We start from the raw sequence: 25,924 nt of genomic DNA, 5'->3' as shown, positions 1-25,924 counted from the left end.
TAAGCGACTCCATAAACGGGTTCTTATGCCTTAGTTGTAAGTGTCTACCATGTCCCCGAACAAGTGTTCACTATGTCCCCGGACCGTACACTCCCTCAAGGGAGAGGGAACTTAAATCAAAAACTCTTTTCCGTCGGCTGCCAGGTGCAGAAGTCTTCATTCGCCACCAGCAGCAGCTGAGAGCCTTCCGGCGCTTCCAGCCACGCCACACTCACCTCCATTGATGAATGACGCTGACGGCGTTGAATGTGTTCTGTTGCCCAGGATTCGAGCTCGGGCTTGACCGTCTGCCCTTCGCAGGTTGTCACCGTCCCATCGGCATGCCAGCGCCCCTGGCGCAGCACAACGCGGCCCAGACGAAGCGCATCGCTGGTCTGACGGATTTGTTCGGCACGATAACGGTAGAGGGCGATTTGATCGCTGGAAAGCTGCTGTTTTTGACCGCTGACCTCGCGCTGCATAAAGCTCAGCTCGCCATGGTCGTCAAAACGCACCTTCACGTGTTCGGGGGTCTTGCTGTAGACATTCAGTTCAATCAGCGACAGGTCATCTCCCTGCCAGCGATATTCCGCAGTCGACGTATTGCCGTTATGCCACGGGCTGAAGGCAGAAAGCAGATGCACTTCGCCGCCGGAATCTTTGCGCCAGATCCTGACCGCGCCCTGGTTGTCCGCGTAACCGCTGGCGGTAAACGGCGGCAGGGAGGTGTCGTGGCTGCAGGCGGACAGCAGCAGCATGCCTGCCAGCGCGAGCGTTCCACGCCAGAAAGACAAAAGGGGCGTTGCCGCCCCTTCGCTAAAACTGTTCACTGCCACGCGTCTTACTTAACAGCGTCTTTCAGTGCTTTACCAGAAACAAATGCCGGCACGTTAGCTGCGGCGATTTTGATTTCTTTACCGGTCTGCGGGTTGCGGCCAGTACGCTCAGCGCGGTGGTTCACTTTGAAGGTACCGAAACCAACCAGTTGTACAGCATCGCCTTCTTTCAGAGACTCAGTAATAGCAGCCAGGGTAGATTCCAGAGCAGCTTTAGCCTGCACTTTAGACAGATCAGCCTTGTCCGCAATTACATCAATCAGTTGAGTCTTGTTCATAAGTTATCCTTTCAATGTGTTTATCGCTTGCTAAGCATCGAGTGCGACGAAAATGCCAAAAAAGCACTCTCCTGCATACACGCACCGATAGCCACTTTTTTTCGCCCCCCAAATGTAGACCAGACAAGGGGCGAAAGGGAAGAGTCGAGGAGCGACAAAACGGGCGTTATCTCAAGTTTTCTTATCTCATTGGTTAAAAATTATACCAATATTGCTCTCAGCAGCCTCTCGCAAGTCCGCGCGCAGCCCTTTTATCAGCTCGATATCGCGTTCTTCACACTCTGCCAGCAGGCGGAAAATTTCCCACTGAATGTCCCATTCTTGCTCAACCGCCGGGTTAGCACGTAGCTCTTCGTCGGTCATCTCGCGACCTTCCTGGGTCATTTCCAGCATCGCGACGGTCGTAATAGATGCCTTACTGACTTCAATAGCGTGCTCCAGCGTTTCACCGCTCAGACGGGAGTGAAGCAGTTCGCTTAACGCCACGCAGGCATCAATGGCCGGGTAGACGCCGTACAGGTCAAAATCATCCGCAGCCGGAATCGCCTCTTCCAGCTTTTCCAGCTGGGAGTCGAAGTTCACCTTCGCGTCTTTCACCGTCAGCGTTTCCCAGATCAGATCCAGAATGCGGCGGTAGATATGGCCATCACCAAAGCCCGTCTCCTTACAGAACGCGGCATAGTTGGGATACATGCGCTCGCACAGGCAAGCCATAAACGTCACGTGCTGCCAGCTTTCAACTTTCTCAAGGCGCAGGTGAATCGGGTTTTGTAGCATGATGATCTCTCGAATCGAAAATTAGGCGCAGTTTACCTGAATCATCGCTGAATTTCCTGCCAACGAACAAAAGCCGGACGCGAAGATGCCACGGCGTCTGCCCAGCGCGTCGGCTCCGGCAAGCGGTAGCCCTTCATGCAGCGCTGCACCCACGCCAGGGCGCTGTCCATGCTCACCCGATGCCCGGTGGCGATAAAGAGCGGGTTACAACGCGCCTTGCTGCGCCAGACCCACGCTAGCTGCTCGCCTTTATGGACAAGCGGCGCCAGCGCGCCCGGCTCGGCAGAAAGAGGTTCAAACGCGCCGCACAGGCGTTTCTTGGCGACGCCAATGGTCGGCACATCCACCAGCAGCCCAAAGTGGCTGGCAACGCCTAAACGTCGGGGGTGTGAAATACCGTGTCCATCGACAAACAGCAGGTCAGGTTTTTGCGAGAGTTGCTCCCACGCTGCCAGCAGCGCGGGATATTCGCGGAAGGAGAGAAAGCCCGGAATGTACGGCATGGTGGTCGCAATACGCGCTACCTTGTACTCCACCAGCTCAAGCGACGGGTATTTCAGTACCACCATCGCCGCTCGCGTCACTTCCCCACCCTGCTCAAACCCGACGTCCGCCCCGCCAATGTACTGCGGAGGATCTTTATCCAGACGATCCTCGCGGATCACCGATGAGGCCAGTTCGATTTGTTGAGCGCGCAGCGACGCGAGATCCATAACCACTCCTTACTTGTGATACTGGGCAGAAAGCCGATGCACCGCCTCCACAAATACGCCTGCGTGTTCTGGCGGCACATCCTGATGGATGCCGTGGCCGAGGTTAAAGACGTGGCCTTCCCCCTGGCCGAAACCAGACAGTATAGTCGACACTTCTTCTTCAATGCGGGCAGGCGGCGCATAGAGCATGGACGGGTCCATGTTGCCCTGCAGCGCCACTTTGTCGCCCACGCGGCGGCGGGCATCGGCAATATTGGTCGTCCAGTCGAGGCCCAGCGCGTCGCAGCCGGTTGCCGCCATCGCTTCCAGCCACTGACCGCCACCTTTGGTGAACAGCGTCACCGGCACGCGGCGACCTTCGTTTTCACGCAGCAGGCCGTCAACGATTTTGTGCATGTAGTACAGGGAGAACTGCTGATAATCGCGCCCGGTCAGCACGCCGCCCCAGGTATCGAAAATCATCACCGACTGCGCACCCGCTTTAATCTGCGCGTTCAGATAGAGGGTGACGCTCTTCGCCAGCTTGTCGAGCAGCGCATGCAGGGCCAGCGGCTCGGCGTACATCATCTTTTTAATCATGGTAAAGGCTTTGCTGCTGCCCCCTTCAACCATATAGGTCGCCAGCGTCCACGGGCTGCCGGAGAAGCCAATCAGCGGCACTTCACCTTTCAGCTCGCGGCGAATGGTGCGCACGGCGTTCATCACGTAGCCCAGCTCGCCTTCCGGATCGGGGATCGGCAGCTTATCCACGTCGGCTTTGCTTTTGATTGGGGAGGTGAAACGCGGACCTTCACCGGTTTCGAAGTACAGGCCAAGGCCCATTGCATCCGGAATGGTCAGAATATCCGAGAAGAGGATCGCAGCATCCAGCGGAAAGCGGCGCAGCGGCTGGAGCGTCACTTCACAGGCCAGCTCGGCGTTTTTGCACAGCGAGATAAAATCGCCCGCCTGCGCGCGCGTGGCTTTGTACTCTGGCAGATAACGTCCCGCCTGGCGCATCATCCACACCGGGGTGACATCAACGGGCTGGCGCAGCAGCGCACGCAGATAACGATCGTTCTTCAGTTCGGTCATTTTTGCAGTTCCTTAAGCGTCATGGCCTCAGTGTAACACTACTCATACTCGGCCCGACACATTGCCACGGTATCTTCTATCAGCCGACGCGCCACGGTGCCCGGCGGAGGCAACAGCGGTAAATCGTCGTAGCGATACCAGTTCGCGTCCAGCAGCTCTTTCTGGTCAATAACGATCTCGCCGCTGTCGTATTCGGCCATAAATGCCGTCATCAGCGACTGCGGGAACGGCCACGGCTGGGAGGTGACGTAGCGCAGGTTCTTCACTTTGATCCCGCTCTCCTCCATCACCTCGCGCGCCACCGCCTGCTCCAGCGTTTCGCCCACTTCGACGAAGCCGGCCAGCACGGTGTGAATGCCGTTGCGATGGCGGGTATGCTGCGCCAGCAGGATGGAATCCTCCCGGCGGATAGCGACGATAATGCACGGCGCAATCTGCGGATAGTAGCGCTCGCGGCAGTGGCTGCAGAGCATCGCCCACTCGGTTTTGCTCGGACGCATGGTATGACCGCAGTAGCCACAATATTTATGCGAGCGGTAAAACTCTGCCAGCTGCACGCCCCGCCCCGCCAGCTGGAACAGCCCCACGTCCAGATCCAGCACCTGGCGCACGGATCCCATATCCTGGCGGCGGGGCTGTTGGATCAACCACACGGGCTCACCCTGCCACTCGCCGATCTTTAGCGCTGGCTGGCCAACAAGATCGAATGCCTCAGCTGCGCCATAGGGGATTTCCCCGGCAGGAAGCCATAATTTTTGTTCGTGACTGACGATCCACCAACCAAGATCTGATTTTTCAATAATACGATCCATATCTATTGCACTACCTTCGCTTCACTGACATGTTGTTAGCATTGTGGTTACATTCTGGATAAGCAGATTCAATCCTACATTTTGCGGAGTCGACCATGTTAAACCAGCTGGAAAGCCTGACTGAGCGCGTTAGAGGAAGTAACAAACTGGTGGATCGCTGGCTACATGTACGCAAGCATCTACTCGTGGCTTATTACAATCTGGTCGGTATTAAGCCTGGCAAAGAATCGTTTATGCGACTGAATGAAAAAGCGCTGGATGATTTTTGTCAGGGCCTGGTCGACTATCTGTCCGACGGCCATTTCAATATTTATGAACGCATTATCCGCGAAATGGAAGGGACAACACCGTATTTAGCGGCCAGCAAGCTCTATCCGCTGCTGGAAGCCAACACCCAGCAGATCATGGATTACTATGATTCCGCGCTTGAGAACGCCATCGATCACGATAACTATCTTGAGTTCCAGCGGGCGCTATCCGACCTCGGTGAAGCGCTGGAAGAGCGATTCACGCTGGAAGATAAGCTGATCGCCCTCGTGCTGGACAATGATTTGAACATCAGTAACGAAGAGAACGTCGCGCGCCCTGCTTGAGTTCTTCATCGTTAACGAGTAATTTACAACCATTCGCCCCTCTCACGAGGGGGATTTTTCTTGTCGGAGTGCCCAGCGCCTGAAAGCGCGGGCTGAGACCGTTAATTCGGGATCCGCGGAACCTGATCAGGCTAATACCTGCGAAGGGAACAAGAGTCACACTGCTGTTGTATCGCCTGAGGGCGATCCTCTCTTGCTTCATCCGTCGTCTGACAAGCCATGTCCTTCACTTTTGGAATGAGCTATGTCTACTGCAAAACTGACCCGCCGCGAACAGCGCGCACAGGCCCAACACTTCATCGACACGCTGGAAGGCACCGCTTTCCCGAACTCGAAACGCATCTACATTTCCGGCTCGCAGGCCGATATCCGCGTCCCAATGCGCGAAATTCAGCTCAGCCCGACGCTTATCGGCGGCAGCAAAGATAACCCGCAGTATGAAGACAACGAAGCCGTGCCGGTATACGACACCTCCGGCCCTTACGGCGACCCTGATGTTGCCATCAACGTCCAGCAGGGTCTGGCGAAGCTGCGCCAGCCGTGGATTGAGGCGCGTGATGATAGCGAAGCGCTAAACGAGCAAAGCTCTGCCTACACCAAAGAGCGCCTGGCCGACGACGGTCTGGACGGGCTGCGCTTTACCGGCCTGCTGACGCCAAAACGCGCCAAAGCGGGCAAATGCGTGACCCAGCTGCACTACGCGCGCCAGGGCATCGTCACGCCGGAGATGGAGTTCATCGCCATCCGCGAAAACATGGGCCGCGAACGCATCCGTAGCGAAGTGCTGCGCTATCAGCATCCGGGTGAAGGCTTTGGCGCTCGCCTGCCGGAGAACATCACGCCGGAGTTTGTGCGCGACGAAGTGGCCGCAGGCCGCGCGATTATCCCCGCCAACATCAACCATCCGGAGTCCGAGCCGATGATTATTGGCCGCAACTTCCTGGTGAAGGTCAACGCGAACATCGGTAACTCGGCCGTCACCTCCTCCATCGAAGAAGAGGTGGAAAAGCTGGTCTGGTCCACGCGCTGGGGTGCGGACACGGTAATGGACCTCTCCACTGGCCGCTATATTCACGAAACCCGCGAGTGGATCCTGCGTAACAGCCCGGTACCGATTGGTACCGTCCCGATTTATCAGGCGCTGGAGAAGGTCAACGGCATTGCCGAAGACCTCACCTGGGAAGCGTTCCGCGACACGCTGCTGGAGCAGGCTGAACAGGGCGTGGACTACTTCACCATTCACGCGGGCGTGCTGCTGCGCTACGTGCCGATGACGGCTAAGCGCCTGACCGGCATCGTCTCGCGCGGCGGTTCCATCATGGCGAAGTGGTGCCTCTCCCATCATCAGGAAAACTTCCTCTACGAGCACTTCCGCGAGATCTGCGAAATCTGCGCCGCGTACGATGTCTCACTGTCGCTGGGCGACGGCCTGCGTCCTGGCTCTATTCGCGACGCGAATGACGAAGCGCAGTTTGCCGAGCTGCACACGCTGGGCGAACTGACCAAAATCGCCTGGGAGTATGACGTGCAGGTGATGATTGAAGGTCCGGGACACGTGCCGATGCAGATGATCCGCCGCAACATGACCGAGGAGCTGGAGCACTGCCACGAAGCGCCGTTCTACACCCTGGGGCCGTTGACCACCGATATTGCGCCGGGCTATGACCACTTCACGTCCGGAATTGGAGCGGCGATGATCGGCTGGTTCGGCTGCGCCATGCTCTGCTACGTAACGCCGAAAGAGCACCTCGGCCTGCCAAACAAAGAGGACGTGAAGCAGGGGCTGATCACCTACAAAATTGCCGCCCACGCGGCGGATCTGGCCAAAGGCCACCCGGGCGCGCAAATTCGCGATAACGCCATGTCGAAGGCGCGCTTCGAATTCCGCTGGGAAGACCAGTTCAACCTGGCGCTGGACCCGTTCACCGCCCGCGCCTATCACGACGAAACCCTCCCGCAGGAATCAGGCAAAGTTGCACACTTCTGCTCTATGTGCGGGCCGAAGTTCTGCTCGATGAAAATCAGCCAGGAGGTGCGCGACTACGCCGCCGCGCAGACCATTGAAGTGGGTATGGCGGACATGTCAGAAACCTTCCGCGCCAGAGGCGGCGAAATCTACCTCAAAAAAGAGGAGGCGTAATGTACCAGCCCGATTTCCCGCCCGTCCCCTACCGTTTAGGGCTCTATCCGGTGGTGGACAGCGTGGAGTGGATAGAGCGCCTGCTGAAGGCTGGCGTTCGCACCCTCCAGCTGCGCATCAAGGATAAACGCGACGAAGAGGTGGAAGCGGATGTGGTTGCCGCCATCGCGCTTGGGCGTCGGCATAACGCCCGCCTGTTTATCAACGACTACTGGCGGCTGGCCGTTAAGCACCAGGCTTACGGCGTGCATCTGGGTCAGGAGGATCTGGAAACAACGGATCTGAGCGCTATCCGCGAAGCCGGGTTGCGCCTTGGCGTTTCAACACACGATGACATGGAGATCGACGTGGCGCTGGCGGCCCGTCCCTCTTACATCGCGCTGGGTCACGTCTTCCCGACGCAAACCAAGCAGATGCCCTCCGCACCGCAGGGTCTGACGCAGCTGGCGAACCACGTTAAACGCCTTGCCGATTACCCTACCGTCGCCATCGGCGGGATCAGCCTTGAACGCGCCCCGGCGGTGCTGGAGACCGGCGTCGGCAGTATCGCCGTCGTCAGCGCCATCACCCAGGCCGCAGACTGGCAATTCGCCACCGAACAGCTGTTACAGCTGGCAGGAGCGGGTGATGAACGATCGTGATTTTATGCGCTACAGCCGTCAGATCCTGCTGGAAGATATCGCCATCGACGGGCAGCAAAAGCTGCTCGCCAGCCGGGTGCTGATTGTCGGTCTGGGCGGGTTAGGCGCGCCCGCCGCGATTTATCTGGCAGGTGCAGGTATCGGTACGCTGGTGATGGCCGATGACGACGAGGTTCACCTCAGCAACCTGCAGCGACAAATCCTCTTTACCACCGAGGATATCAACCAGCCGAAAGCGCAAGTCACCCGGCAGCGCCTGAACCAGCTCAACCCGGATATCGAGCTGATTGCCCTGCAGGAGCGGCTCAGCGGTGAAAGCCTGAGCCGTGAGGTCGCCCTTGCCGACGCGGTGCTGGACTGCACGGACAACATGGCGACGCGCCAGGCGATTAACGCCGCCTGCGTGGCAAATAATACGCCGCTTATCACCGCCAGCGCGGTGGGTTTCGGCGGGCAGATGATGGTCCTGACTCCGCCGTGGTCGCAGGGCTGCTATCGCTGCCTGTGGCCGGATGATGCAGAGCCCGCGCGCAACTGCCGTACGGCGGGCATTCTTGGTCCGGTGGTCGGCGTAGTGGGCACAATGCAGGCGCTGGAAGCCATCAAGCTGCTCAGCGGCATGGAGACGGAACGCAATACGCTGCGGCTGTTTGATGCCCGCTCCAGCGGCTGGCGCCATCTGGCCTTACACCGCGCAAGCCGCTGCCCGGTATGCGGAGGTCGCGATGCGCATTCTGTTTAACGATGAGCCGATGAGATGCGACGACGGGCTCACCGTTGCGGTACTGCTCGACAAGCTGCGTCAGCTCAGGCCGGGAACGGCGCTGGCGCTCAATCAACAGATCCTGCCGCGCGAGCAGTGGGAACATCAGCAGGTCAATGACGGCGACCAGATCCTGCTGTTTCAGGTTATCGCAGGGGGCTGAGATGTTACGTATTGCCGATAAAGTCTTTGATTCACATCTGTTTACCGGAACCGGAAAATTCGCCTCGCCGCAGCTGATGGCGGATGCCATTCGCGAAAGCGGCAGCCAGCTGGTGACGCTGGCGCTCAAGCGCGTGGATCTGCGTCATCACAGCGATGCCATTCTGGCTCCTTTACTGGCGGCTGGCGTCACGCTGCTGCCCAACACCTCCGGTGCCAAAACGGCCGAAGAGGCGATTTTCGCCGCGCAGCTGGCCCGCGAGGCGCTCGGCACCCGCTGGCTGAAGCTGGAAATTCATCCTGACGCCCGCTGGCTGCTGCCTGACCCTATCGAAACGCTGAAAGCGGCTGAAAAGCTGGTGCAGCAAGGGTTTACCGTCCTGCCTTACTGCGGCGCCGACCCTGTTCTGTGCAAACGGCTGGAAGAGGTCGGCTGCGCCGCCGTCATGCCGCTGGGCGCCCCCATTGGCTCCAACCAGGGGCTGGAAACCCGCGCGATGCTGGAAATCATCATCGAGCAGGCTACCGTACCGGTGGTGGTGGATGCGGGCATTGGCGTGCCAAGCCATGCCGCGCAGGCGCTGGAGATGGGTGCCGACGCGGTGCTGGTGAACACGGCCATCGCGGTTGCCGACGATCCGGTCATGATGGCGCGTGCGTTCCGCATGGCCGTTGAGGCTGGCCTGCTGGCAAGGGAGTCCGGCCCCGGCTCGCGCAGCTTCCAGGCGCAGGCCACCAGCCCGCTGACCGGTTTTCTGGAGGCGATCTCATGAGCACGTTTACCGAGCGCTGGCGGCAGCTTAGCTGGGACGACATTGCCCTGCGCATCAACAGCAAAACGACGGCTGACGTGGAGCGCGCGCTGAACGCCCGCCATCTGACCCGCGAGGATCTAATGGCCCTGCTCTCCCCGGCGGCCAGCGCGTACCTCGAACCAATGGCCCAGCGAGCGCAGCGGCTCACCCGCCAGCGTTTTGGCAACACGGTGAGCTTCTACGTGCCGCTCTATCTCTCTAACCTGTGCGCCAATGACTGCACCTACTGCGGTTTTTCCATGAGCAACCGCATCAAGCGTAAAACGCTCGATGAAGGTGAGATTGCCCGCGAGTGTGCGGCCATTCGTGAAATGGGCTTTGAACATCTTCTGCTGGTCACGGGCGAACATCAGGGAAAAGTGGGAATGGACTATTTCCGTCACCACCTTCCCGCCATTCGTCGTCAGTTTGCGTCGTTGCAGATGGAAGTGCAGCCCCTGGCGCAGGAGGAGTACGCGGAGCTCAAAACCCTCGGGCTGGACGGGGTCATGGTCTACCAGGAAACCTACCACGAGGCGACGTACGCCCGGCACCACCTGAAGGGCAAGAAACAGGATTTCTTTTTCCGCCTGGAAACACCGGACAGGCTGGGTCGCGCGGGCATCGACAAAATCGGTCTGGGCGCGCTGATCGGGCTCTCTGACAGCTGGCGGGTGGATTGTTATATGGTGGCGGAACATTTGCTGTGGCTCCAGCAGCACTACTGGCAGAGCCGTTATTCCATCTCCTTCCCGCGCCTGAGACCTTGCGCGGGCGGGATTGAGCCGGCTTCGCTAATGGATGAACGCCAGCTGGTGCAGACCATCTGCGCGTTTCGCCTGCTCGCCCCGGAAGTGGAATTATCGCTCTCAACGCGTGAGTCCCCGGCGTTTCGCGATCGCGTTATCCCGCTGGCGATTAACAACGTCAGCGCGTTTTCCAAAACGCAGCCTGGCGGCTACGCCGACGATCGTCTGGAGCTGGAGCAGTTTGTGCCGCATGACGGACGACGTCCGGAAGCGGTCGCCGCAGCCCTGACGGCGCAGGGTCTTCAGCCTGTCTGGAAAGACTGGGACAGCTGGCTGGGAAGAACCTCGCAATGACGTTGAAACGCACTGCAACATCATAAAAAATTGTCGAGGCGCTACGAAAAGGCAAAACCGGATGATTGTCATCGATCGTCCGGTTTTTTATTGTCACACGGTCAGCAACGGATGCTGACCAGGGCGAAAAGCTTCTTCCTCGTTTCGCCCTGCCTCTGGTTCATTGCACAAACGGCCCCAGCCAGTTGAATAAGCATTTTCTTAATGGTTCTTAAGATAAATCATCCCGTCAGAAATCGTGTGCCGTATAATTCACCGCTAACCGCAGGACAGCGACTATGCTGAGAGGATATCGGCAGACGAAAAGTATTCACCATCAGGAACGATGTACAGCTCATGGCACTTCACAGCAAAAAGCTCTCTTTTACCCGACCAATCATGCTCAGCTTCGCGGGGATCATCTGCAGTTTTGTGGTGATCGCGGTCGCGGTGACGCTTTCGCAAAGAAAGGATTTTCTTGAGGATTATCACAAGATTAACAGCAATTTCACGCACAACCTGGCGGTGAACTACACCGAGTCGATCCTGCGTGAAAACGACTATATCCTGGGCCGTGCCGCGATGTACTTTTCGCGTAACGACAGGCTAAACGAGACGCTCAACGTCAACCCGACGCAAGGGCTGCAGATGGTGATGCATTTGCAGAACCTGATGCCGACCGTGTCCTCCATCTCTCTGGCTGACACGCAGGGGCATTATCTCCGCGCACCGGAAGTACTCCCCACGGAGAAGAGTAAAACCTTCGATCCCCGAACGCGGCCGTGGTTTGTCGCTCAGGCCGAAGCCAGTATCTTCAGCCACTATACTCGCCCCTACATGGACTACTTCACCGGCCATCCGACGGTCACGCTGTATAAGCCATTGATTTCACCGGAAGGCAGACTAAAAGGAACGATCGCGTTTCATCTTGATTTGACGTCAATGGGCTACACCCTGCGTCAAATGGTGGCACCCGTTCAGGGGGAATTCTTCGTCGTCGAACGCGACGGCGCCGTTGTGCTTCACCCGGATACAGGCGCGCTCTTCAAACAGTACGTGAGCGAAGCGCTGATGGACAAAATGACCAGCGGCGAAGGGCACCTTTACGACAAGAAAAGCAACGCCTGGTATTACTACTACTCGTTTACCAATCCGGACTGGTTTGTTATCTACAGGGTCTCTGGCGAGACGCTCACCGATATCACCCGCCACGAAACGACGATTGTCGGCTGGGGGTTTGCGCTGGCGGCCATCATCATCATCCTCTTCGGCTTATACCTCCGCCACGCCTCGCGTAGCGTGCTGATGCACATTATCAATGCCATCAAAACCGGCGACGTCAGCGAGGCGCCGCGGCTGGAAGCGATGCTGAGCCACACTATCCAGTCCAATAAAGAGCGTGAGATGGCCTACGTGCGCCAGGCCACTCACGATGCGCTGACGGGCTGTAAAAACCGCCGCGCATTCGATAGCGATATCGCAGAGCTGCTGAATGCCCATCAGCCTTTCGCGCTGGCGCTGGTGGACATTGATAACTTCAAGTCGATTAACGACACGCTGGGCCACCTGACCGGTGATATCGTTCTTCGCAACGTGGCCCGCGAAGGGATCCAGATCATGCAGCCACATCACGTCTCGCTTTACCGTTACGGTGGAGAAGAGTTTGCGGTAATTTTCCAGGCTGAGCAGATGACGTCTGCGCTCTCATTGCTGGAGGCGTGGCGTATCGCTGTTGAAAAACGCGTCTGGCGAGAAGAAAACCTGCGGGTTACGTTCAGCGGCGGTCTTGGGGAGTGGCACTTTGAACCGCTGGATCAATTTGTCGGAAGCGTTGATAACGCCCTCTACAGCGCCAAACAGCAGGGCAAAAACCGCATTAACCGAACGTCCATCAGCTAATCCCCCCTCTTTCACCCCTGCCCGTTTCGACGGGCCGGGTACCCGACAACGCAAAATTGTAACCGGTTTCAGAAAATCGCCGGTTTCTTTGTGATGCCTGACACACAATCGCGGTAAACCGGTTGTTGAAGCGGTCTGCACGGGATAATTATCAATAAACACATGTAGATCGAGGCTGATTATGAAGAACATCGTTTTATGCTGTGCAGCGGGGATGTCAACCAGCATGCTGGTTCAACGTATGAAAGACGCCGCGCAGAAAAAAGGGGTTGAAGTCACCATTAAAGCCGTTCCGGTTGCGGAGTTTAAAGACAACATCGCGACGGCCGACATCGTATTGCTGGGGCCACAGGTTAAATACGAGCAGGCTAAACTTCAGGCGCAGGCCGAGCCGCTGGGTAAAAAGGTCGCGGTGATCGACATGATGGATTACGGCATGATGAAAGGCGATGCCGTACTGGAAAAAGCGCTCAAGCTTCTGGAGTCATAATGGAAGACTTAGAAACCACGATTATGGAACTGCTGGTCAATGCAGGCGCGGCGCGCAGCGCGGCCCTGACGGCGTTACAGATGGCGCGTAAAGGTGAGTTTGACGAAGCAGAAAAAGCGATGGAAGAGTCGCGCGAATATGTGAAGCATGCGCACACGATCCAGACGCAGCTTATCGGTCTTGACGAAGGGACCGGGAAGCTTCCGGTTAACCTGATCACCGTCCACTCTCAGGATCACCTGATGAACGCGATGGTCATTCAGGATCTGGCGGGCGATATGATTGAGCTTTATCGTCGGATCCCGTTGGTAAACTGATAACATACAGATGTAAAAAAACCCGCCGAGGCGGGTTTTTTATTGTCGGGTGGCGCTACGCTTACCCGACCTGCGAGGCACATGCCCGGTAATGTTCATCACCGGGCATCAACGATTACTCGTTGTCGGAACCGCCCAGACCTGCGTTCAGCAGTTCTGCCAGGCTCGCGGATGCATCTTCAGCAGTCACCTGCGGTGCAGCTGGCAGTTCGCCCGCAGCACGACGACGCATACGATCCTGATGGTACGCATAACCGGTACCAGCCGGGATCAGACGACCCACGATAACGTTCTCTTTCAGACCGCGCAGTTCATCACGCTTACCAGCAACAGCGGCTTCGGTCAGGACACGAGTCGTTTCCTGGAACGATGCAGCAGAGATGAAGGACTCGGTTGCCAGAGACGCTTTGGTGATACCCAGCAGATCGCGCGCGAAGGTCGCACCGATTTTGCCGTTCGCTTCCAGATCGCGGTTAGCAATCTTGACGCGTGAGTATTCAACCTGCTCGCCTTCCAGGAACTCGGAGCTGCCTGCGTTTTCGATGGTTGCTTTACGCAGCATCTGACGAACGATAACTTCGATGTGCTTATCGTTAATCTTAACGCCCTGCAGACGGTAAACGTCCTGCACTTCGTTGGTGATATAACGCGTTACCGCGTGGACGCCACGAAGACGCAGAATGTCGTGCGGAGCTTCTGGACCATCGGAAACCACGTCACCACGTTCTACACGTTCACCTTCGAACACGTTGAGCTGACGCCACTTAGGAATCATCTCTTCGTACGGTTCGCTGCCATCTACTGGAGTGATAACCAGACGGCGCTTCCCTTTGGTCTCTTTACCGAAGGAGATGATACCGCTGATTTCAGCCAGGATTGCAGGCTCTTTCGGACGACGTGCTTCGAACAGATCCGCAACGCGTGGCAGACCACCGGTGATGTCCTTGGTACCGCTGGATTCCTGTGGAATACGCGCCAGAGCATCACCCGCACCGATCTGAATGCCATCTTCCAGCTGAACGATCGCTTTACCCGGCAGGAAGTACTGCGCAGGCATGTCGGTACCCGGGATCAGAACGTCGTTACCCTGAGCATCAACGATTTTCAGTGCAGGACGCAGATCTTTACCACCGGCAGTACGTTCAGCAGAATCCAGAACCACCAGAGAAGACAGACCGGTCAGCTCGTCGGTCTGACGAGTAATGGTCTGGCCGTCGATCATGTCAGTGAAGCGGATGAAACCACTTACTTCGGTGATAACCGGCATGGTGTGTGGATCCCAGTTTGCAACGGTTTCACCGCCGGCAACCTGCTCGCCATCACCTTTCGCCATAACCGCACCGTAAGGCACTTTATAGCTCTCTTTGGTACGACCGAATTCGTCGATCAGCTTCAGCTCGGTGTTACGAGAGGTCACAACCAGCTTGCCTGCGGAGTTAACAACAGACTTCGCGTTGCTGAGCTTGATGCTACCTTTGTTTTTCACCTGGATGCTGGATTCAGCAGCCGCACGAGATGCCGCACCACCGATGTGGAACGTACGCATCGTCAGCTGTGTACCCGGCTCACCGATGGACTGTGCCGCGATAACGCCGATTGCTTCACCTTTGTTGATGATGTGGCCACGCGCCAGGTCACGACCATAGCAGTGCGCACATACACCAAAGTCGGTGTCACAGGATACAACGGAACGTACTTTCACGGAGTCAACAGAGTTCGCTTCCAGCAGGTCACACCAGTGCTCGTGCAGCAGCGTGTTGCGTGGAACCAGAATGTCTGCAGTGCCCGGCTTCAGAATGTCTTCCGCGGTCACACGACCCAGAACGCGATCGCGCAGTGGCTCTTTAACATCACCACCCTCGATAACCGGGGTCATGGTGATACCTTCGAGGGTGCCACAATCGTCTTCGGTCACAACCAGATCCTGCGCAACGTCAACCAGACGACGCGTCAGATAACCGGAGTTCGCTGTTTTCAGTGCGGTATCCGCCAGACCTTTACGAGCACCGTGCGTGGAGATGAAGTACTGGAGTACGTTCAGACCTTCACGGAAGTTCGCGGTAATTGGCGTTTCGATGATGGAGCCATCTGGCTTCGCCATCAGACCACGCATACCTGCCAGCTGACGAATCTGTGCTGCGGAACCACGCGCACCGGAGTCGGCCATCATGTAGATGCTGTTGAAGGAAACCTGCTGCTCTTCTACGCCGTCACGGTTAATCACGGTTTCGGTCTGCAGGTTATCCATCATCGCTTTGGATACACGATCGTTCGCCGCTGCCCAGATATCGATAACTTTGTTATAGCGTTCGCCCGCGGTAACCAGACCAGACTGGAACTGCTCCTGGATCTCAGCAACTTCGGCTTCCGCTTCAGAGATGATCTCGTGTTTCTTCTCTGGGATGACCATGTCATCGATACCAACAGATGCACCTGAACGCGCTGCATAAGCAAAGCCGGTATACATTGTCTGGTCAGCGAAGATAACGGTCGGCTTCAGACCCAGAATGCGGTAACAGGTGTTCAGCATTTTGGAGATCGCTTTCTTGCCCAGCGCCTGGTTGACGATGGAGAAAGGCAGACCTTTCGGTACGATCATCCACAGAATGGCACGGCCCACGGTCGTGTCTTTCAGGCTGGTTTTCGCAACGAATTCGCCGTTTTCATCTTTTTCGTATTCGGTGATACGCACTTTAACGCGCGCATGCAGAGAGGCCAGGCCAGCGCGATAAATACGCTCAGCTTCTTTCGGGCCAGTCAGCACCATGCCTTCGCCTTTGGCGTTAACACAGTCACGGGTCATGTAGTACAGACCCAGTACAACGTCCTGAGAAGGAACGATGATAGGTTCACCGTTCGCTGGGGACAGGATGTTGTTGGTAGACATCATCAGCGCACGCGCTTCGAGCTGGGCTTCCAGCGTCAGCGGTACGTGAACAGCCATCTGGTCACCATCGAAGTCGGCGTTATATGCCGCACAAACCAGCGGGTGCAGCTGGATAGCTTTACCTTCGATCAGCACTGGCTCAAATGCCTGGATACCCAAACGGTGCAGGGTTGGTGCACGGTTCAGCAGTACCGGGTGTTCGCGGATAACTTCGTCCAGGATATCCCAAACGACAGCTTCTTCACGCTCAACCATTTTCTTAGCGGCTTTGATGGTGGTGGCCAGGCCACGCAGTTCCAGCTTGCCGTAGATGAACGGTTTGAACAGCTCCAGTGCCATTTTCTTCGGCAGACCGCACTGATGCAGACGCAGGTATGGACCTACGGTGATTACAGAACGACCGGAGTAGTCAACACGCTTACCGAGCAGGTTCTGACGGAAACGACCCTGTTTACCTTTGATCATGTCGGCCAAAGATTTCAGAGGACGCTTGTTAGAACCGGTGATCGCACGACCGCGACGACCGTTATCCAGCAGGGCATCTACCGCTTCCTGCAGCATACGTTTTTCGTTGCGTACGATGATGTCCGGCGCAGCCAGATCCAGCAGACGTTTCAGACGGTTGTTACGGTTGATAACGCGACGATACAGATCGTTCAGATCGGACGTTGCGAAACGACCACCATCCAGCGGAACCAGTGGACGCAGATCTGGCGGCAGAACCGGCAGAACGGTCAGGATCATCCACTCTGGTTTGTTACCAGACTGAACGAACGCTTCCAGCAGTTTGATACGCTTGGTCAGCTTTTTACGTTTGGTTTCGGAGTTGGTTTCGTTCAGCTCTTCACGCAGCTGCTCGCACTCTTGCTCCAGATCCATGCTCTTCAGCAGGGCCTGAATAGCTTCCGCACCCATCTTCGCGTCGAATTCGTCACCGAACTCTTCCAGCGCGTCCAGATACTGCTCTTCAGTCAGGATCTGATGACGTTCCAGGTTCGTCATCCCGCCTTCGATAACCACATAAGATTCGAAGTACAGAACGCGTTCGATATCGCGCAGCGGCATATCCAGCAGCAGACCGATACGGGACGGCAGAGATTTCAGGAACCAGATATGAGCGGTCGGAGACGCCAGCTCGATGTGGCCCATGCGCTCACGACGCACTTTGGTCTGGGTCACTTCAACGCCGCACTTCTCACAGATCACACCACGGTGTTTCAGGCGCTTGTACTTACCGCACAGGCACTCGTAATCTTTTACTGGCCCGAAAATACGCGCACAGAAAAGGCCGTCACGCTCAGGTTTGAACGTACGGTAGTTGATGGTTTCCGGCTTTTTAACTTCACCGAAAGACCATGAACGGATCATGTCTGGCGAAGCCAGAGCAATTTTGATCGCATCAAACTCTTCGGTTTTAGTCTGCGCTTTCAGAAACTTTAATAAATCTTTCACGGATTTGCTCCCGTCGGAGTTAGCACAATCTGGTGCCGGGGGTTAACCCGGCACCAGTGACCTGTTTGAGCGAGAATTACTCGTCTTCCAGTTCGATGTTGATACCCAGCGAACGAATCTCTTTCAACAGTACGTTGAAGGATTCTGGCATGCCCGGTTCCATCTGATGGTTGCCGTCCACGATGTTTTTATACATCTTGGTACGACCGTTCACGTCATCAGACTTAACGGTGAGCATTTCCTGCAGGGTGTATGCCGCGCCGTATGCTTCCAGCGCCCACACTTCCATCTCCCCGAAGCGCTGACCACCGAACTGTGCCTTACCACCCAGCGGCTGCTGAGTAACCAGGCTGTAAGAACCGGTAGAACGAGCGTGCATCTTGTCGTCGACCAGGTGGTTCAGTTTCAGCATGTACATGTAACCTACGGTTACCGGACGCTCGAACTGTTCACCGGTACGGCCGTCAAACAGCGTAATCTGACCAGACGTTGGCAGACCACCCAGTTGCAGCAGCTCTTTAATTTCAGCTTCTTTCGCACCATCGAAGACCGGCGTTGCGATTGGCATACCTTTTTTCAGGTTCTCAGCCAGGCGCAGCACTTCTTCATCGCTGAAGGTATTCAGGTCGACTTTCTGACGCACGTCGGTACCCAGATCGTAGGCACGCTGGATGAATTCGCGCAGTTTCGCGACTTCTTCCTGCTGCTTCAGCATGGCGTTAATCTTGTCGCCGATACCTTTCGCAGCCATACCCAGGTGGGTTTCCAGGATCTGACCGATGTTCATACGAGACGGTACGCCCAGCGGGTTCAGTACGATATCTACCGGCGTACCGTTAGCATCGTGCGGCATATCTTCGATCGGGTTGATCTTAGAGATAACACCTTTGTTACCGTGACGACCTGCCATCTTATCACCAGGCTGGATCTGACGTTTAACGGCCAGATACACCTTAACAATCTTCAGCACGCCTGGTGCCAGATCGTCGCCCTGAGTAATTTTGCGGCGTTTCGCTTCGAGTTTTTTCTCGAACTCGTGTTTCAGTTCGTCATACTGCTCAGCCAGTTGTTCCAGCTGATTTTGTTTCTCTTCGTCGGTCAGGCCCAGTTCCAGCCAGCGATCGCGTGGCAGTTTGTCAAGCTTCTCAGCTTCAACGCCACCGGCAACCAGCACCGCATAAATACGGCTGAACAGACCTGCTTCGAGGATCTGCAGTTCTTCAGACAGGTCTTTCTTAGCCTGTTTGAGCTGCATCTCTTCGATTTCCAGCGCACGCTTATCTTTCTCAACGCCGTCACGGGTGAAGACCTGAACATCGATAACCGTACCGGAAACGCCGTTTGGTACGCGCAGGGAAGAGTCTTTAACGTCAGACGCTTTCTCACCGAAGATTGCACGCAGCAGTTTCTCTTCTGGCGTCAGCTGGGTTTCACCTTTAGGCGTAACCTTACCAACCAGAATGTCGCCGCCGGTCACTTCCGCACCGATGTAAACGATACCGGATTCATCCAGTTTGGAGAGCGCAGCTTCACCCACGTTAGGGATGTCAGCGGTGATCTCTTCTGGCCCCAGCTTGGTGTCACGGGACACACATGCCAGTTCCTGAATGTGGATGGTGGTGAAACGATCTTCCTGAACCACACGCTCGGAGACGAGGATGGAGTCTTCGAAGTTGTAACCATTCCACGGCATGAACGCTACGCGCATGTTCTGACCGAGCGCCAGTTCACCGAGGTCGGTGGACGGACCGTCTGCCAGCACGTCGCCGCGCTCAACTGGCTCACCCAGAGATACGCAAGGCATCTGGTTGATACAGGTGTTCTGGTTAGAACGGGTGTATTTGGTCAGGTTATAAATGTCGATACCTGCTTCGCCCGGATACATCTCGTCTTCGTTAACTTTGATAACGATACGGGATGCGTCGACGTACTGAACGGTACCGCCACGTTTAGCAACCGCAGTAACACCGGAGTCAACGGCAACAGCACGTTCCATACCGGTACCAACCAGCGGCTTATCAGCGCGCAGAGTTGGAACGGCCTGACGTTGCATGTTCGCACCCATCAATGCACGGTTGGCGTCATCGTGTTCCAGGAACGGGATCAGGGACGCACCGACGGATACCACCTGCTGGGTGGATACGTCCATGTAGTCAACCTGGTCGCGGCTGAACAGACTTGATTCGCCTTTGCTACGGCAGGTAACCAGATCTTCTACAAAGTGGCCTTCGTCATCCAGGTTGGAGTTCGCCTGAGCGATAACGTAGTTGCCTTCTTCAATAGCAGACAGGTAGTGAATTTCGTCGGTTACAACACCGTCAGTCACTTTACGGTACGGGGTCTCGAGGAAACCGTATTCGTTAGTCTGTGCGTACACGGACAGGGAGTTGATCAGACCGATGTTTGGACCTTCAGGCGTTTCGATTGGACATACGCGACCGTAGTGCGTCGGGTGTACGTCTCGAACTTCAAAGCCTGCACGTTCACGGGTCAGACCGCCTGGGCCGAGTGCAGAGATACGACGTTTGTGCGTAATCTCAGACAGCGGGTTGTTCTGGTCCATGAACTGAGACAGCTGGCTTGAACCGAAGAACTCTTTCACTGCTGCAGAAATCGGCTTGGCGTTGATCATATCCTGAGGCATCAGGGTATCCAGATCGCCCAGAGACAGACGCTCTTTCACCGCACGCTCTACACGTACCAGGCCAACGCGGAACTGGTTTTCCGCCATTTCGCCTACGGAACGGATACGACGGTTGCCGAGGTGGTCGATATCGTCCACTTCGCCTTTACCGTTACGGATATCGATGAGCTTCTTCATCACTTCGATGATGTCGTCTTTGCTCAGGATACCGGAACCTTCGATTTCGTCGCGCAGCAGAGAACGGTTGAACTTCATACGACCAACCGCGGACAGATCGTAGCGGTCTTCGGAGAAGAACAGGTTCTCGAACAGGCTTTCCGCCGCTTCGCGAGTTGGTGGCTCACCAGGACGCATCATGCGGTAGATTTCTACCAGCGCGCTCAGACGATCGGTAGTTGGGTCGACGCGAATAGTCTCAGAGATATACGCGCCGTGGTCCAGATCGTTGGTGAACAGCGTTTCGATACGTTTGTGGCCAGACTGGCTCAGCTTAGCCAGCAGATCCAGGCTCAGCTCCATGTTCGCTGGGCAGATCAGCTCACCCGTTGACTCGTCAACGTAATCTTTCGCGGCTACTTTTCCTGCAATGTACTCAACCGGAACTTCGATGAGTTTGATATCATCTTTTTCCAGCTGGCGGATGTGGCGCGCGGTGATACGGCGACCTTTTTCCACATACACTTTGCCGTCGGCTTCGATGTCGAACGACGCGGTCTCACCACGCAGACGTTCCGGCACCAGCTCCATCTGCAGCTTGTTGTCGCGGATTTCAAAGATCACTTTCTCAAAGAACAGGTCCAGGATCTGTTCAGTGGTGTATTGCAGCGCACGCAGAATGATGGTTGCAGGCAGCTTACGACGACGGTCGATACGGACAAACAGGTTGTCTTTCGGATCGAACTCGAAGTCCAGCCATGAACCACGGTAAGGAATGATGCGTGCGTTATACAGTACTTTACCGGAAGAGTGTGTTTTACCTTTATCGCTGTCGAAGAAGACGCCCGGGCTACGATGCAGCTGGGAAACGATAACACGCTCAGTACCGTTGATAACGAAAGTACCGTTGTCCGTCATGAGTGGAATTTCACCCATGTAGACTTCTTGTTCTTTAATGTCTTTTACGGTGCCTTCCGGCGCTTCGCGCTCGTAGATCACCAGACGCAGTTTTACGCGCAGCGGTGCGGAATAGGTCACGCCACGGATCTGACATTCCTGAACGTCAAACACCGGTTCGCCAAGGCGGTAGCTGACGTACTGCAGCTCGGAGTTACCGCTGTAGCTCTGAATCGGGAACACGGAGCGGAAGGCTGCTTCCAGACCGTACTGCCCTTCAGGATCTTGCTCGATAAACTTCTGGAACGAGTCAAGCTGGATAGAAAGGAGATATGGAATGTCCAGAACTTGTGGACGTTTACCAAAATCCTTACGAATACGTTTTTTCTCGGTATAGGAGTAAACCATAGGGTTCCTCAGCTCGCTGACAAGTCGACCCATCTGTCCGACGAAGGGACAGTTTGTGCAACACCATTTTGTGGACCGGAAAATTGAATACTTTCCGCAATACCTGTTGCTATCACGCTTAAATCATTTCGTCGCGATTTACACAGAGCGAGCACCCTGTCGCAATATATTAAGTCGTCGATAGAAACATGCATTGTCAGGACAATCAGCAGTCAAACAGTGTGAAATGCTACTGATGCCTTACAGCGCAAAAAGGCTGGTGACTAAAAAGTCACCAGCCATCAGCCTAATGACTTAGGCTGCAACCAGAAAAGTTGGCTTATTTAACTTCAACTTCAGCGCCAGCTTCTTCCAGAGATTTTTTCAGTGCTTCTGCGTCGTCTTTGCTCACGCCTTCTTTCAGCGCAGCTGGAGCAGATTCTACCAGGTCTTTAGCTTCTTTCAGACCCAGGCCAGTTGCGCCACGTACTGCTTTGATAACAGCAACTTTGTTAGCGCCAGCAGCTTTCAGAATTACGTCGAATTCAGTTTTTTCTTCAGCAGCTTCAGCCGGGCCCGCAGCTACAGCTACAGCAGCAGCAGCAGAAACACCGAATTTTTCTTCCATTGCAGAAATCAGTTCTACAACGTCCATTACGGACATAGCTGCAACTGCTTCAATGATTTGATCTTTAGTGATAGACATTTAAATTGTTCCTGAAAATCAGAATAAGTTTATACGTAAGCAAATGCTTTATAAAGATAACTGCGATTAAGCAGCTTCTTTCGCATCGCGAACAGCAGCCAGAGTGCGAACCAGTTTGCCAGCCGAAGCTTCTTTCATGGTTGCCATCAGGCGTGCAATTGCTTCTTCGTAGGTCGGCAGGGTTGCCAGGCGATCGATGTTCGATGCCGTGATCAACTCACCTTCAAAGGCTGCAGCTTTGACCTCAAATTTTGCATTCGCTTTCGCGAACTCTTTGAACAGACGAGCAGCAGCGCCCGGGTGTTCCATAGAGTATGCAATCAGGGTCGGACCAACAAACGTGTCTTTCAGGCACTCGAACTGAGTACCTTCAACTACGCGACGCAGCAGGGTGTTACGAACAACACGCATGTATACGCCAGCTTCACGACCTGCTTTACGCAGTTCAGTCATTTTGTCTACAGTAACGCCACGGGAATCCGCAACTACTGCAGACAGCGCGCCTTTGGCTACTTCGCTGACTTCAGCAACAATCGCTTGTTTGTCTTGAAGATTTAAAGCCATTAGCTTTGCTCCTGGATGTTTGCCGGAACTCATGTTCCGGAACTCACTTCACTCTTCCCAACGGGAAGAGCGTCTTAATACGGTGAGCAGAAACAAGCCAGAGTATCCAAAAATAATCTTAGCGTTCTGTCACCGTCTACGCAGGGGATTAAGTCTCTTGCGAAACACCTGCGGTCTTCGACGGAGGCCTGGATTAGGCCAGGCTCCAACGAACAAATCTTTTAGCCGCTAACTTTCGTTAGCAAACGTGGGGGTAAGATTGTAGACAAAATCACCGCCCACGTAAAGGCATTAGTTTGCAGCAGCGCTCAGGCCAGCCTGGTCAACTGCAACACCTGCACCCATGGTGGTGGAGATGCTAACTTTCTTGATGTACACGCCTTTCGCCTGAGTTGGTTTTGCTTTTTTCAGCGCAACCAGCAGAGATTCCAGGTTTTCTTTCAGTTTGTCAGCGTCAAAGTCCACTTTACCGATGGTGGTGTGGATGATGCCGTTTTTGTCGTTACGATAACGAACCTGACCTGCTTTAGCGTTCTTAACCGCTTCAGCAACGTTAGGGGTTACAGTACCAACTTTCGGGTTTGGCATCAGGCCGCGTGGACCCAGAACCTGGCCCAGCTGGCCAACAACGCGCATTGCATCTGGAGAAGCAATAACAACGTCAAAGTTCATTTCGCCTTTCTTGATCTGATCAGCCAGATCTTCCATACCTACCAGTTCAGCGCCGGCAGCTTTAGCAGCTTCAGCGTTTGCACCCTGAGCAAATACAGCTACGCGAACGGAACGGCCAGTACCATGTGGCAGTACAGTTGCGCCACGAACGTTCTGATCGGATTTACGAGCGTCGATGCCGAGGTTAACGGCAACGTCAACGCTTTCAACGAACTTAGCAGTTGCCAGTTCTTTCAGCAGAGCGATAGCTTCGTTGATGTCGTACTGTTTGGTCGCATCAACTTTGTCACGGATCACGGACATGCGCTTGGTCAGTTTAGCCATTTCTTAGTCCTCCACTACCAGGCCCATGGAACGTGCAGTACCTTCGATTGAGCGAGTCATCGCTTCAATGTCGGCACCAGTCATGTCGGCAGCTTTGGTCTGCGCGATTTCCTGCAGCTGAGCGCGGGAAATTTTACCCACTTTGTCTTTGTTCGGTTTACCGGAACCAGACTTGATACCAGCCGCTTTCTTCAGCAGAACTGCTGCTGGAGGGGTTTTGGTAACGAAAGTGAAAGAACGGTCAGCGTAAACAGTGATTACGACTGGGATTGGCAGACCTTTTTCCAGGGATTCGGTTTTGGCGTTGAACGCTTTACAGAATTCCATGATGTTCACACCCTGCTGACCCAGAGCTGGACCAACTGGTGGACTTGGGTTCGCCATACCAGCTGCAACCTGCAGCTTGACGTAGGCTTGTACTTTCTTAGCCATTCTAAAATCCTCTGATTGGGTAATAGCGCCTCAGGAAGGCTCCCCGTGAATAAAATTCGTTTTACGGGCCGGGGCCCATAAAAACAAAAGGCGCGAAATTGTATTCCAATCTCGCGCCCTGTGCAACGATTAAATCGCCGCTTTTTTGATCGCTGCTTAGGCTTTTTCGACCTGCGCAAAGTCCAGTTCTACCGGGGTCGCACGACCGAAGATAGAAACAGAAACTTTCAGGCGGGACTTCTCGTAGTCCACTTCTTCAACGACGCCGTTAAAGTCAGCAAACGGACCGTCGCTAACACGAACCATTTCACCCGGTTCAAACAGCGTTTTAGGACGCGGCTTATCACCCACCTGCTGCAGGCGGTTCATAATCGCATCAACTTCTTTGTCGCTGATTGGCGCCGGACGGTCAGACGTGCCGCCGATAAAGCCCATCACGCGCGGTACGCTGCGCACCAGGTGCCAGCTCGCGTCGTTCATCACCATCTGAACCAGCACGTAACCCGGGAAGAATTTACGCTCGCTTTTGCGACGTTGGCCGCCACGGATCTCAACCACTTCTTCGGTCGGAACCATAACTTCGCCAAATAACTCTTCCATGTTGTGTAATTTGATATGCTCACGCAGCGACGTTGCTACGCGGCCTTCAAAACCGGAAAACGCCTGAACGACGTACCAACGCTTTTTAGGGGCTTCAGACATCTTAGAACCTCAGGCCAGTAATAAAGGAAACCAGGCGAACCAGAATACCATCCAGTCCCCACAGGATCAGTGACATTACAGCGGTAACCGCCGCTACGATCAGCGTGGTGTGCAATGTTTCCTGGCGAGTCGGCCAAATGACCTTGCGGACTTCGGTACGCGCTTCACGTGCAAAAGCAACGGTTGCTTTACCTTTAGTCGTCAACAGCGCGACACCGCCCGCTGCAGCAATCAGAATCACCACTGCCAGCGCGCGGAGCGGCAGCATCATGTCACGATAAAGATAGTTGCCAACGATTGCCACAATCAGCAGCACGGCAACAGCGACCCACTTCATCGCTTCCAGGCCGCGCCCGCTCCCTTGAGCTTCGGTATTCGCACTCATAAACCAACCTGTCAGAAGAATTCTACAAATAATTTCACCCCGCGATTGCGAGGCGAGCCAAATCGAAATAATCCCTTTATGGATTATACGCTCTCTGCAGAGCCTGTCTCAGCAATGATTATGACAAAAATAATCACTGATGAGCCAGGTTCTGATGTGAAAGCGTGCAAAAAGGGCATCAAATGATGCCCTTTTCATGCGCATTGCGTCAAATGTTATCAGCGATTAGCCGAGAACTTTAGCAACCACGCCCGCGCCAACGGTACGGCCACCTTCACGGATTGCGAAACGCAGACCGTCGTCCATCGCGATTGGGTGGATCAGAGTCACAACCATCTTGATGTTGTCGCCTGGCATTACCATCTC

General features: G+C 55.2%; 25 protein-coding genes and 1 riboswitch. Of the genes, 10 read left to right on the top strand and 15 right to left on the bottom strand.

Annotated features, from left to right (window positions below):
- Window positions 1–116: 116 nt before the first annotated feature.
- From KIF87_RS22695 to nudC, 6 genes are all read right to left on the bottom strand, one after another.
- Window positions 117–809 (bottom strand): DUF1481 domain-containing protein, encoded by a 693-nt coding sequence (locus KIF87_RS22695; protein ID WP_033146981.1) that lies wholly within the window; start codon window positions 807–809, stop codon window positions 117–119.
- Between the two features lie 11 nt (window positions 810–820).
- On the bottom strand, window positions 821–1,093 hold the full coding sequence (hupA, locus tag KIF87_RS22690; RefSeq protein WP_002445246.1) for a nucleoid-associated protein HU-alpha: 273 nt from the start codon (window positions 1,091–1,093) through the stop codon (window positions 821–823).
- Window positions 1,094–1,279: 186 nt separating this feature from the next.
- Window positions 1,280–1,870: a YjaG family protein gene (locus tag KIF87_RS22685; protein WP_029742042.1), complete on the bottom strand. Its 591-nt coding sequence runs from the start codon at window positions 1,868–1,870 to the stop codon at window positions 1,280–1,282.
- 41 nt (window positions 1,871–1,911) lie between these two features.
- Window positions 1,912–2,583, bottom strand: coding sequence for a deoxyribonuclease V (gene nfi, locus KIF87_RS22680; RefSeq protein ID WP_063145605.1), 672 nt, complete (start codon window positions 2,581–2,583; stop codon window positions 1,912–1,914).
- A 9-nt stretch (window positions 2,584–2,592) separates the two neighbouring features.
- Window positions 2,593–3,657, bottom strand: coding sequence for a uroporphyrinogen decarboxylase (gene hemE, locus KIF87_RS22675; RefSeq protein ID WP_213330794.1), 1,065 nt, complete (start codon window positions 3,655–3,657; stop codon window positions 2,593–2,595).
- Window positions 3,658–3,695: 38 nt separating this feature from the next.
- Window positions 3,696–4,469, bottom strand: coding sequence for an NAD(+) diphosphatase (nudC, locus tag KIF87_RS22670; protein WP_213330792.1), 774 nt, complete (start codon window positions 4,467–4,469; stop codon window positions 3,696–3,698).
- Window positions 4,470–4,564: 95 nt separating this feature from the next.
- Between nudC and KIF87_RS22665 the strand changes: the two genes are divergently transcribed.
- The 10 genes from KIF87_RS22665 (at window position 4,565) to KIF87_RS22620 (ending at window position 13,350) form a co-directional block, all read left to right on the top strand.
- Window positions 4,565–5,062, top strand: coding sequence for an Rsd/AlgQ family anti-sigma factor (locus KIF87_RS22665; protein ID WP_023334107.1), 498 nt, complete (start codon window positions 4,565–4,567; stop codon window positions 5,060–5,062).
- Window positions 5,063–5,116: 54 nt separating this feature from the next.
- Window positions 5,117–5,228: riboswitch (TPP riboswitch) on the top strand.
- A 78-nt stretch (window positions 5,229–5,306) separates the two neighbouring features.
- Window positions 5,307–7,202: a phosphomethylpyrimidine synthase ThiC gene (thiC, locus tag KIF87_RS22660; RefSeq protein WP_213330790.1), complete on the top strand. Its 1,896-nt coding sequence runs from the start codon at window positions 5,307–5,309 to the stop codon at window positions 7,200–7,202.
- Complete coding sequence (thiE, locus tag KIF87_RS22655; protein WP_213330788.1) at window positions 7,202–7,843, top strand: thiamine phosphate synthase; 642 nt, start codon at window positions 7,202–7,204, stop codon at window positions 7,841–7,843. Before thiC ends, thiE begins: the two co-directional genes overlap by 1 nt.
- A complete protein-coding gene (locus tag KIF87_RS22650) occupies window positions 7,830–8,585 on the top strand; it encodes a HesA/MoeB/ThiF family protein (protein ID WP_213330786.1) in 756 nt (251 codons plus the stop codon). Before thiE ends, KIF87_RS22650 begins: the two co-directional genes overlap by 14 nt.
- A complete protein-coding gene (thiS, locus tag KIF87_RS22645) occupies window positions 8,569–8,769 on the top strand; it encodes a sulfur carrier protein ThiS (protein ID WP_121425955.1) in 201 nt (66 codons plus the stop codon). Before KIF87_RS22650 ends, thiS begins: the two co-directional genes overlap by 17 nt.
- 1 nt (window position 8,770) lies before the next feature.
- Window positions 8,771–9,541, top strand: a complete 771-nt coding sequence (gene thiG / locus KIF87_RS22640; RefSeq protein ID WP_213330784.1) for a thiazole synthase — start codon at window positions 8,771–8,773, stop codon at window positions 9,539–9,541.
- Window positions 9,538–10,665: a 2-iminoacetate synthase ThiH gene (gene thiH / locus KIF87_RS22635; RefSeq protein WP_213330782.1), complete on the top strand. Its 1,128-nt coding sequence runs from the start codon at window positions 9,538–9,540 to the stop codon at window positions 10,663–10,665. Before thiG ends, thiH begins: the two co-directional genes overlap by 4 nt.
- Window positions 10,666–11,001: 336 nt before the next feature.
- The gene (locus tag KIF87_RS22630) at window positions 11,002–12,543 is read left to right on the top strand and encodes a sensor domain-containing diguanylate cyclase (RefSeq protein WP_213330780.1); all 1,542 of its coding nucleotides are present in this window, start codon (window positions 11,002–11,004) and stop codon (window positions 12,541–12,543) included.
- Between the two features lie 181 nt (window positions 12,544–12,724).
- Window positions 12,725–13,033: a PTS sugar transporter subunit IIB gene (locus KIF87_RS22625; RefSeq protein ID WP_023334100.1), complete on the top strand. Its 309-nt coding sequence runs from the start codon at window positions 12,725–12,727 to the stop codon at window positions 13,031–13,033.
- On the top strand, window positions 13,033–13,350 hold the full coding sequence (locus tag KIF87_RS22620) for a PTS lactose/cellobiose transporter subunit IIA (protein ID WP_008503455.1): 318 nt from the start codon (window positions 13,033–13,035) through the stop codon (window positions 13,348–13,350). Before KIF87_RS22625 ends, KIF87_RS22620 begins: the two co-directional genes overlap by 1 nt.
- Window positions 13,351–13,465: 115 nt before the next feature.
- Here the strand turns inward: KIF87_RS22620 and rpoC are convergent, their stop codons facing one another.
- The 9 genes from rpoC to KIF87_RS22575 all read right to left on the bottom strand — a co-directional run.
- Entirely contained in the window at window positions 13,466–17,689 is a 4,224-nt protein-coding gene (gene rpoC, locus KIF87_RS22615) for a DNA-directed RNA polymerase subunit beta' (protein WP_063145614.1), read from the bottom strand.
- Window positions 17,690–17,765: 76 nt separating this feature from the next.
- Window positions 17,766–21,794 carry a DNA-directed RNA polymerase subunit beta gene (gene rpoB, locus KIF87_RS22610; RefSeq protein ID WP_023334099.1) on the bottom strand — a complete coding sequence of 1,343 codons (4,029 nt, stop codon included), beginning with the start codon at window positions 21,792–21,794 and terminating at the stop codon, window positions 17,766–17,768.
- A 319-nt stretch (window positions 21,795–22,113) separates the two neighbouring features.
- Window positions 22,114–22,479, bottom strand: coding sequence for a 50S ribosomal protein L7/L12 (gene rplL, locus KIF87_RS22605; protein ID WP_006176746.1), 366 nt, complete (start codon window positions 22,477–22,479; stop codon window positions 22,114–22,116).
- Window positions 22,480–22,545: 66 nt separating this feature from the next.
- Window positions 22,546–23,043 (bottom strand): 50S ribosomal protein L10, encoded by a 498-nt coding sequence (gene rplJ, locus KIF87_RS22600; protein ID WP_005132895.1) that lies wholly within the window; start codon window positions 23,041–23,043, stop codon window positions 22,546–22,548.
- Between the two features lie 291 nt (window positions 23,044–23,334).
- Window positions 23,335–24,039, bottom strand: coding sequence for a 50S ribosomal protein L1 (gene rplA, locus KIF87_RS22595; protein WP_006176745.1), 705 nt, complete (start codon window positions 24,037–24,039; stop codon window positions 23,335–23,337).
- A 3-nt stretch (window positions 24,040–24,042) separates the two neighbouring features.
- Window positions 24,043–24,471, bottom strand: a complete 429-nt coding sequence (gene rplK / locus KIF87_RS22590) for a 50S ribosomal protein L11 (RefSeq protein ID WP_008503452.1) — start codon at window positions 24,469–24,471, stop codon at window positions 24,043–24,045.
- Between the two features lie 156 nt (window positions 24,472–24,627).
- Window positions 24,628–25,173, bottom strand: coding sequence for a transcription termination/antitermination protein NusG (gene nusG / locus KIF87_RS22585; RefSeq protein ID WP_002438628.1), 546 nt, complete (start codon window positions 25,171–25,173; stop codon window positions 24,628–24,630).
- Window position 25,174: 1 nt separating this feature from the next.
- Entirely contained in the window at window positions 25,175–25,558 is a 384-nt protein-coding gene (gene secE, locus KIF87_RS22580; RefSeq protein WP_014068449.1) for a preprotein translocase subunit SecE, read from the bottom strand.
- Window positions 25,559–25,783: 225 nt separating this feature from the next.
- The coding region (locus tag KIF87_RS22575) for an EF-Tu C-terminal domain-related protein (RefSeq protein ID WP_000353058.1) at window positions 25,784–25,924 on the bottom strand (141 nt) is incomplete at its 5' end.

It is taken from the genome of Enterobacter sp. 120016 (assembly GCF_018383635.1).
Classification (GTDB): Bacteria; Pseudomonadota; Gammaproteobacteria; order Enterobacterales; family Enterobacteriaceae; genus Enterobacter; species Enterobacter asburiae_D.
This window is presented reverse-complemented; position numbering and strand designations above follow the sequence as displayed.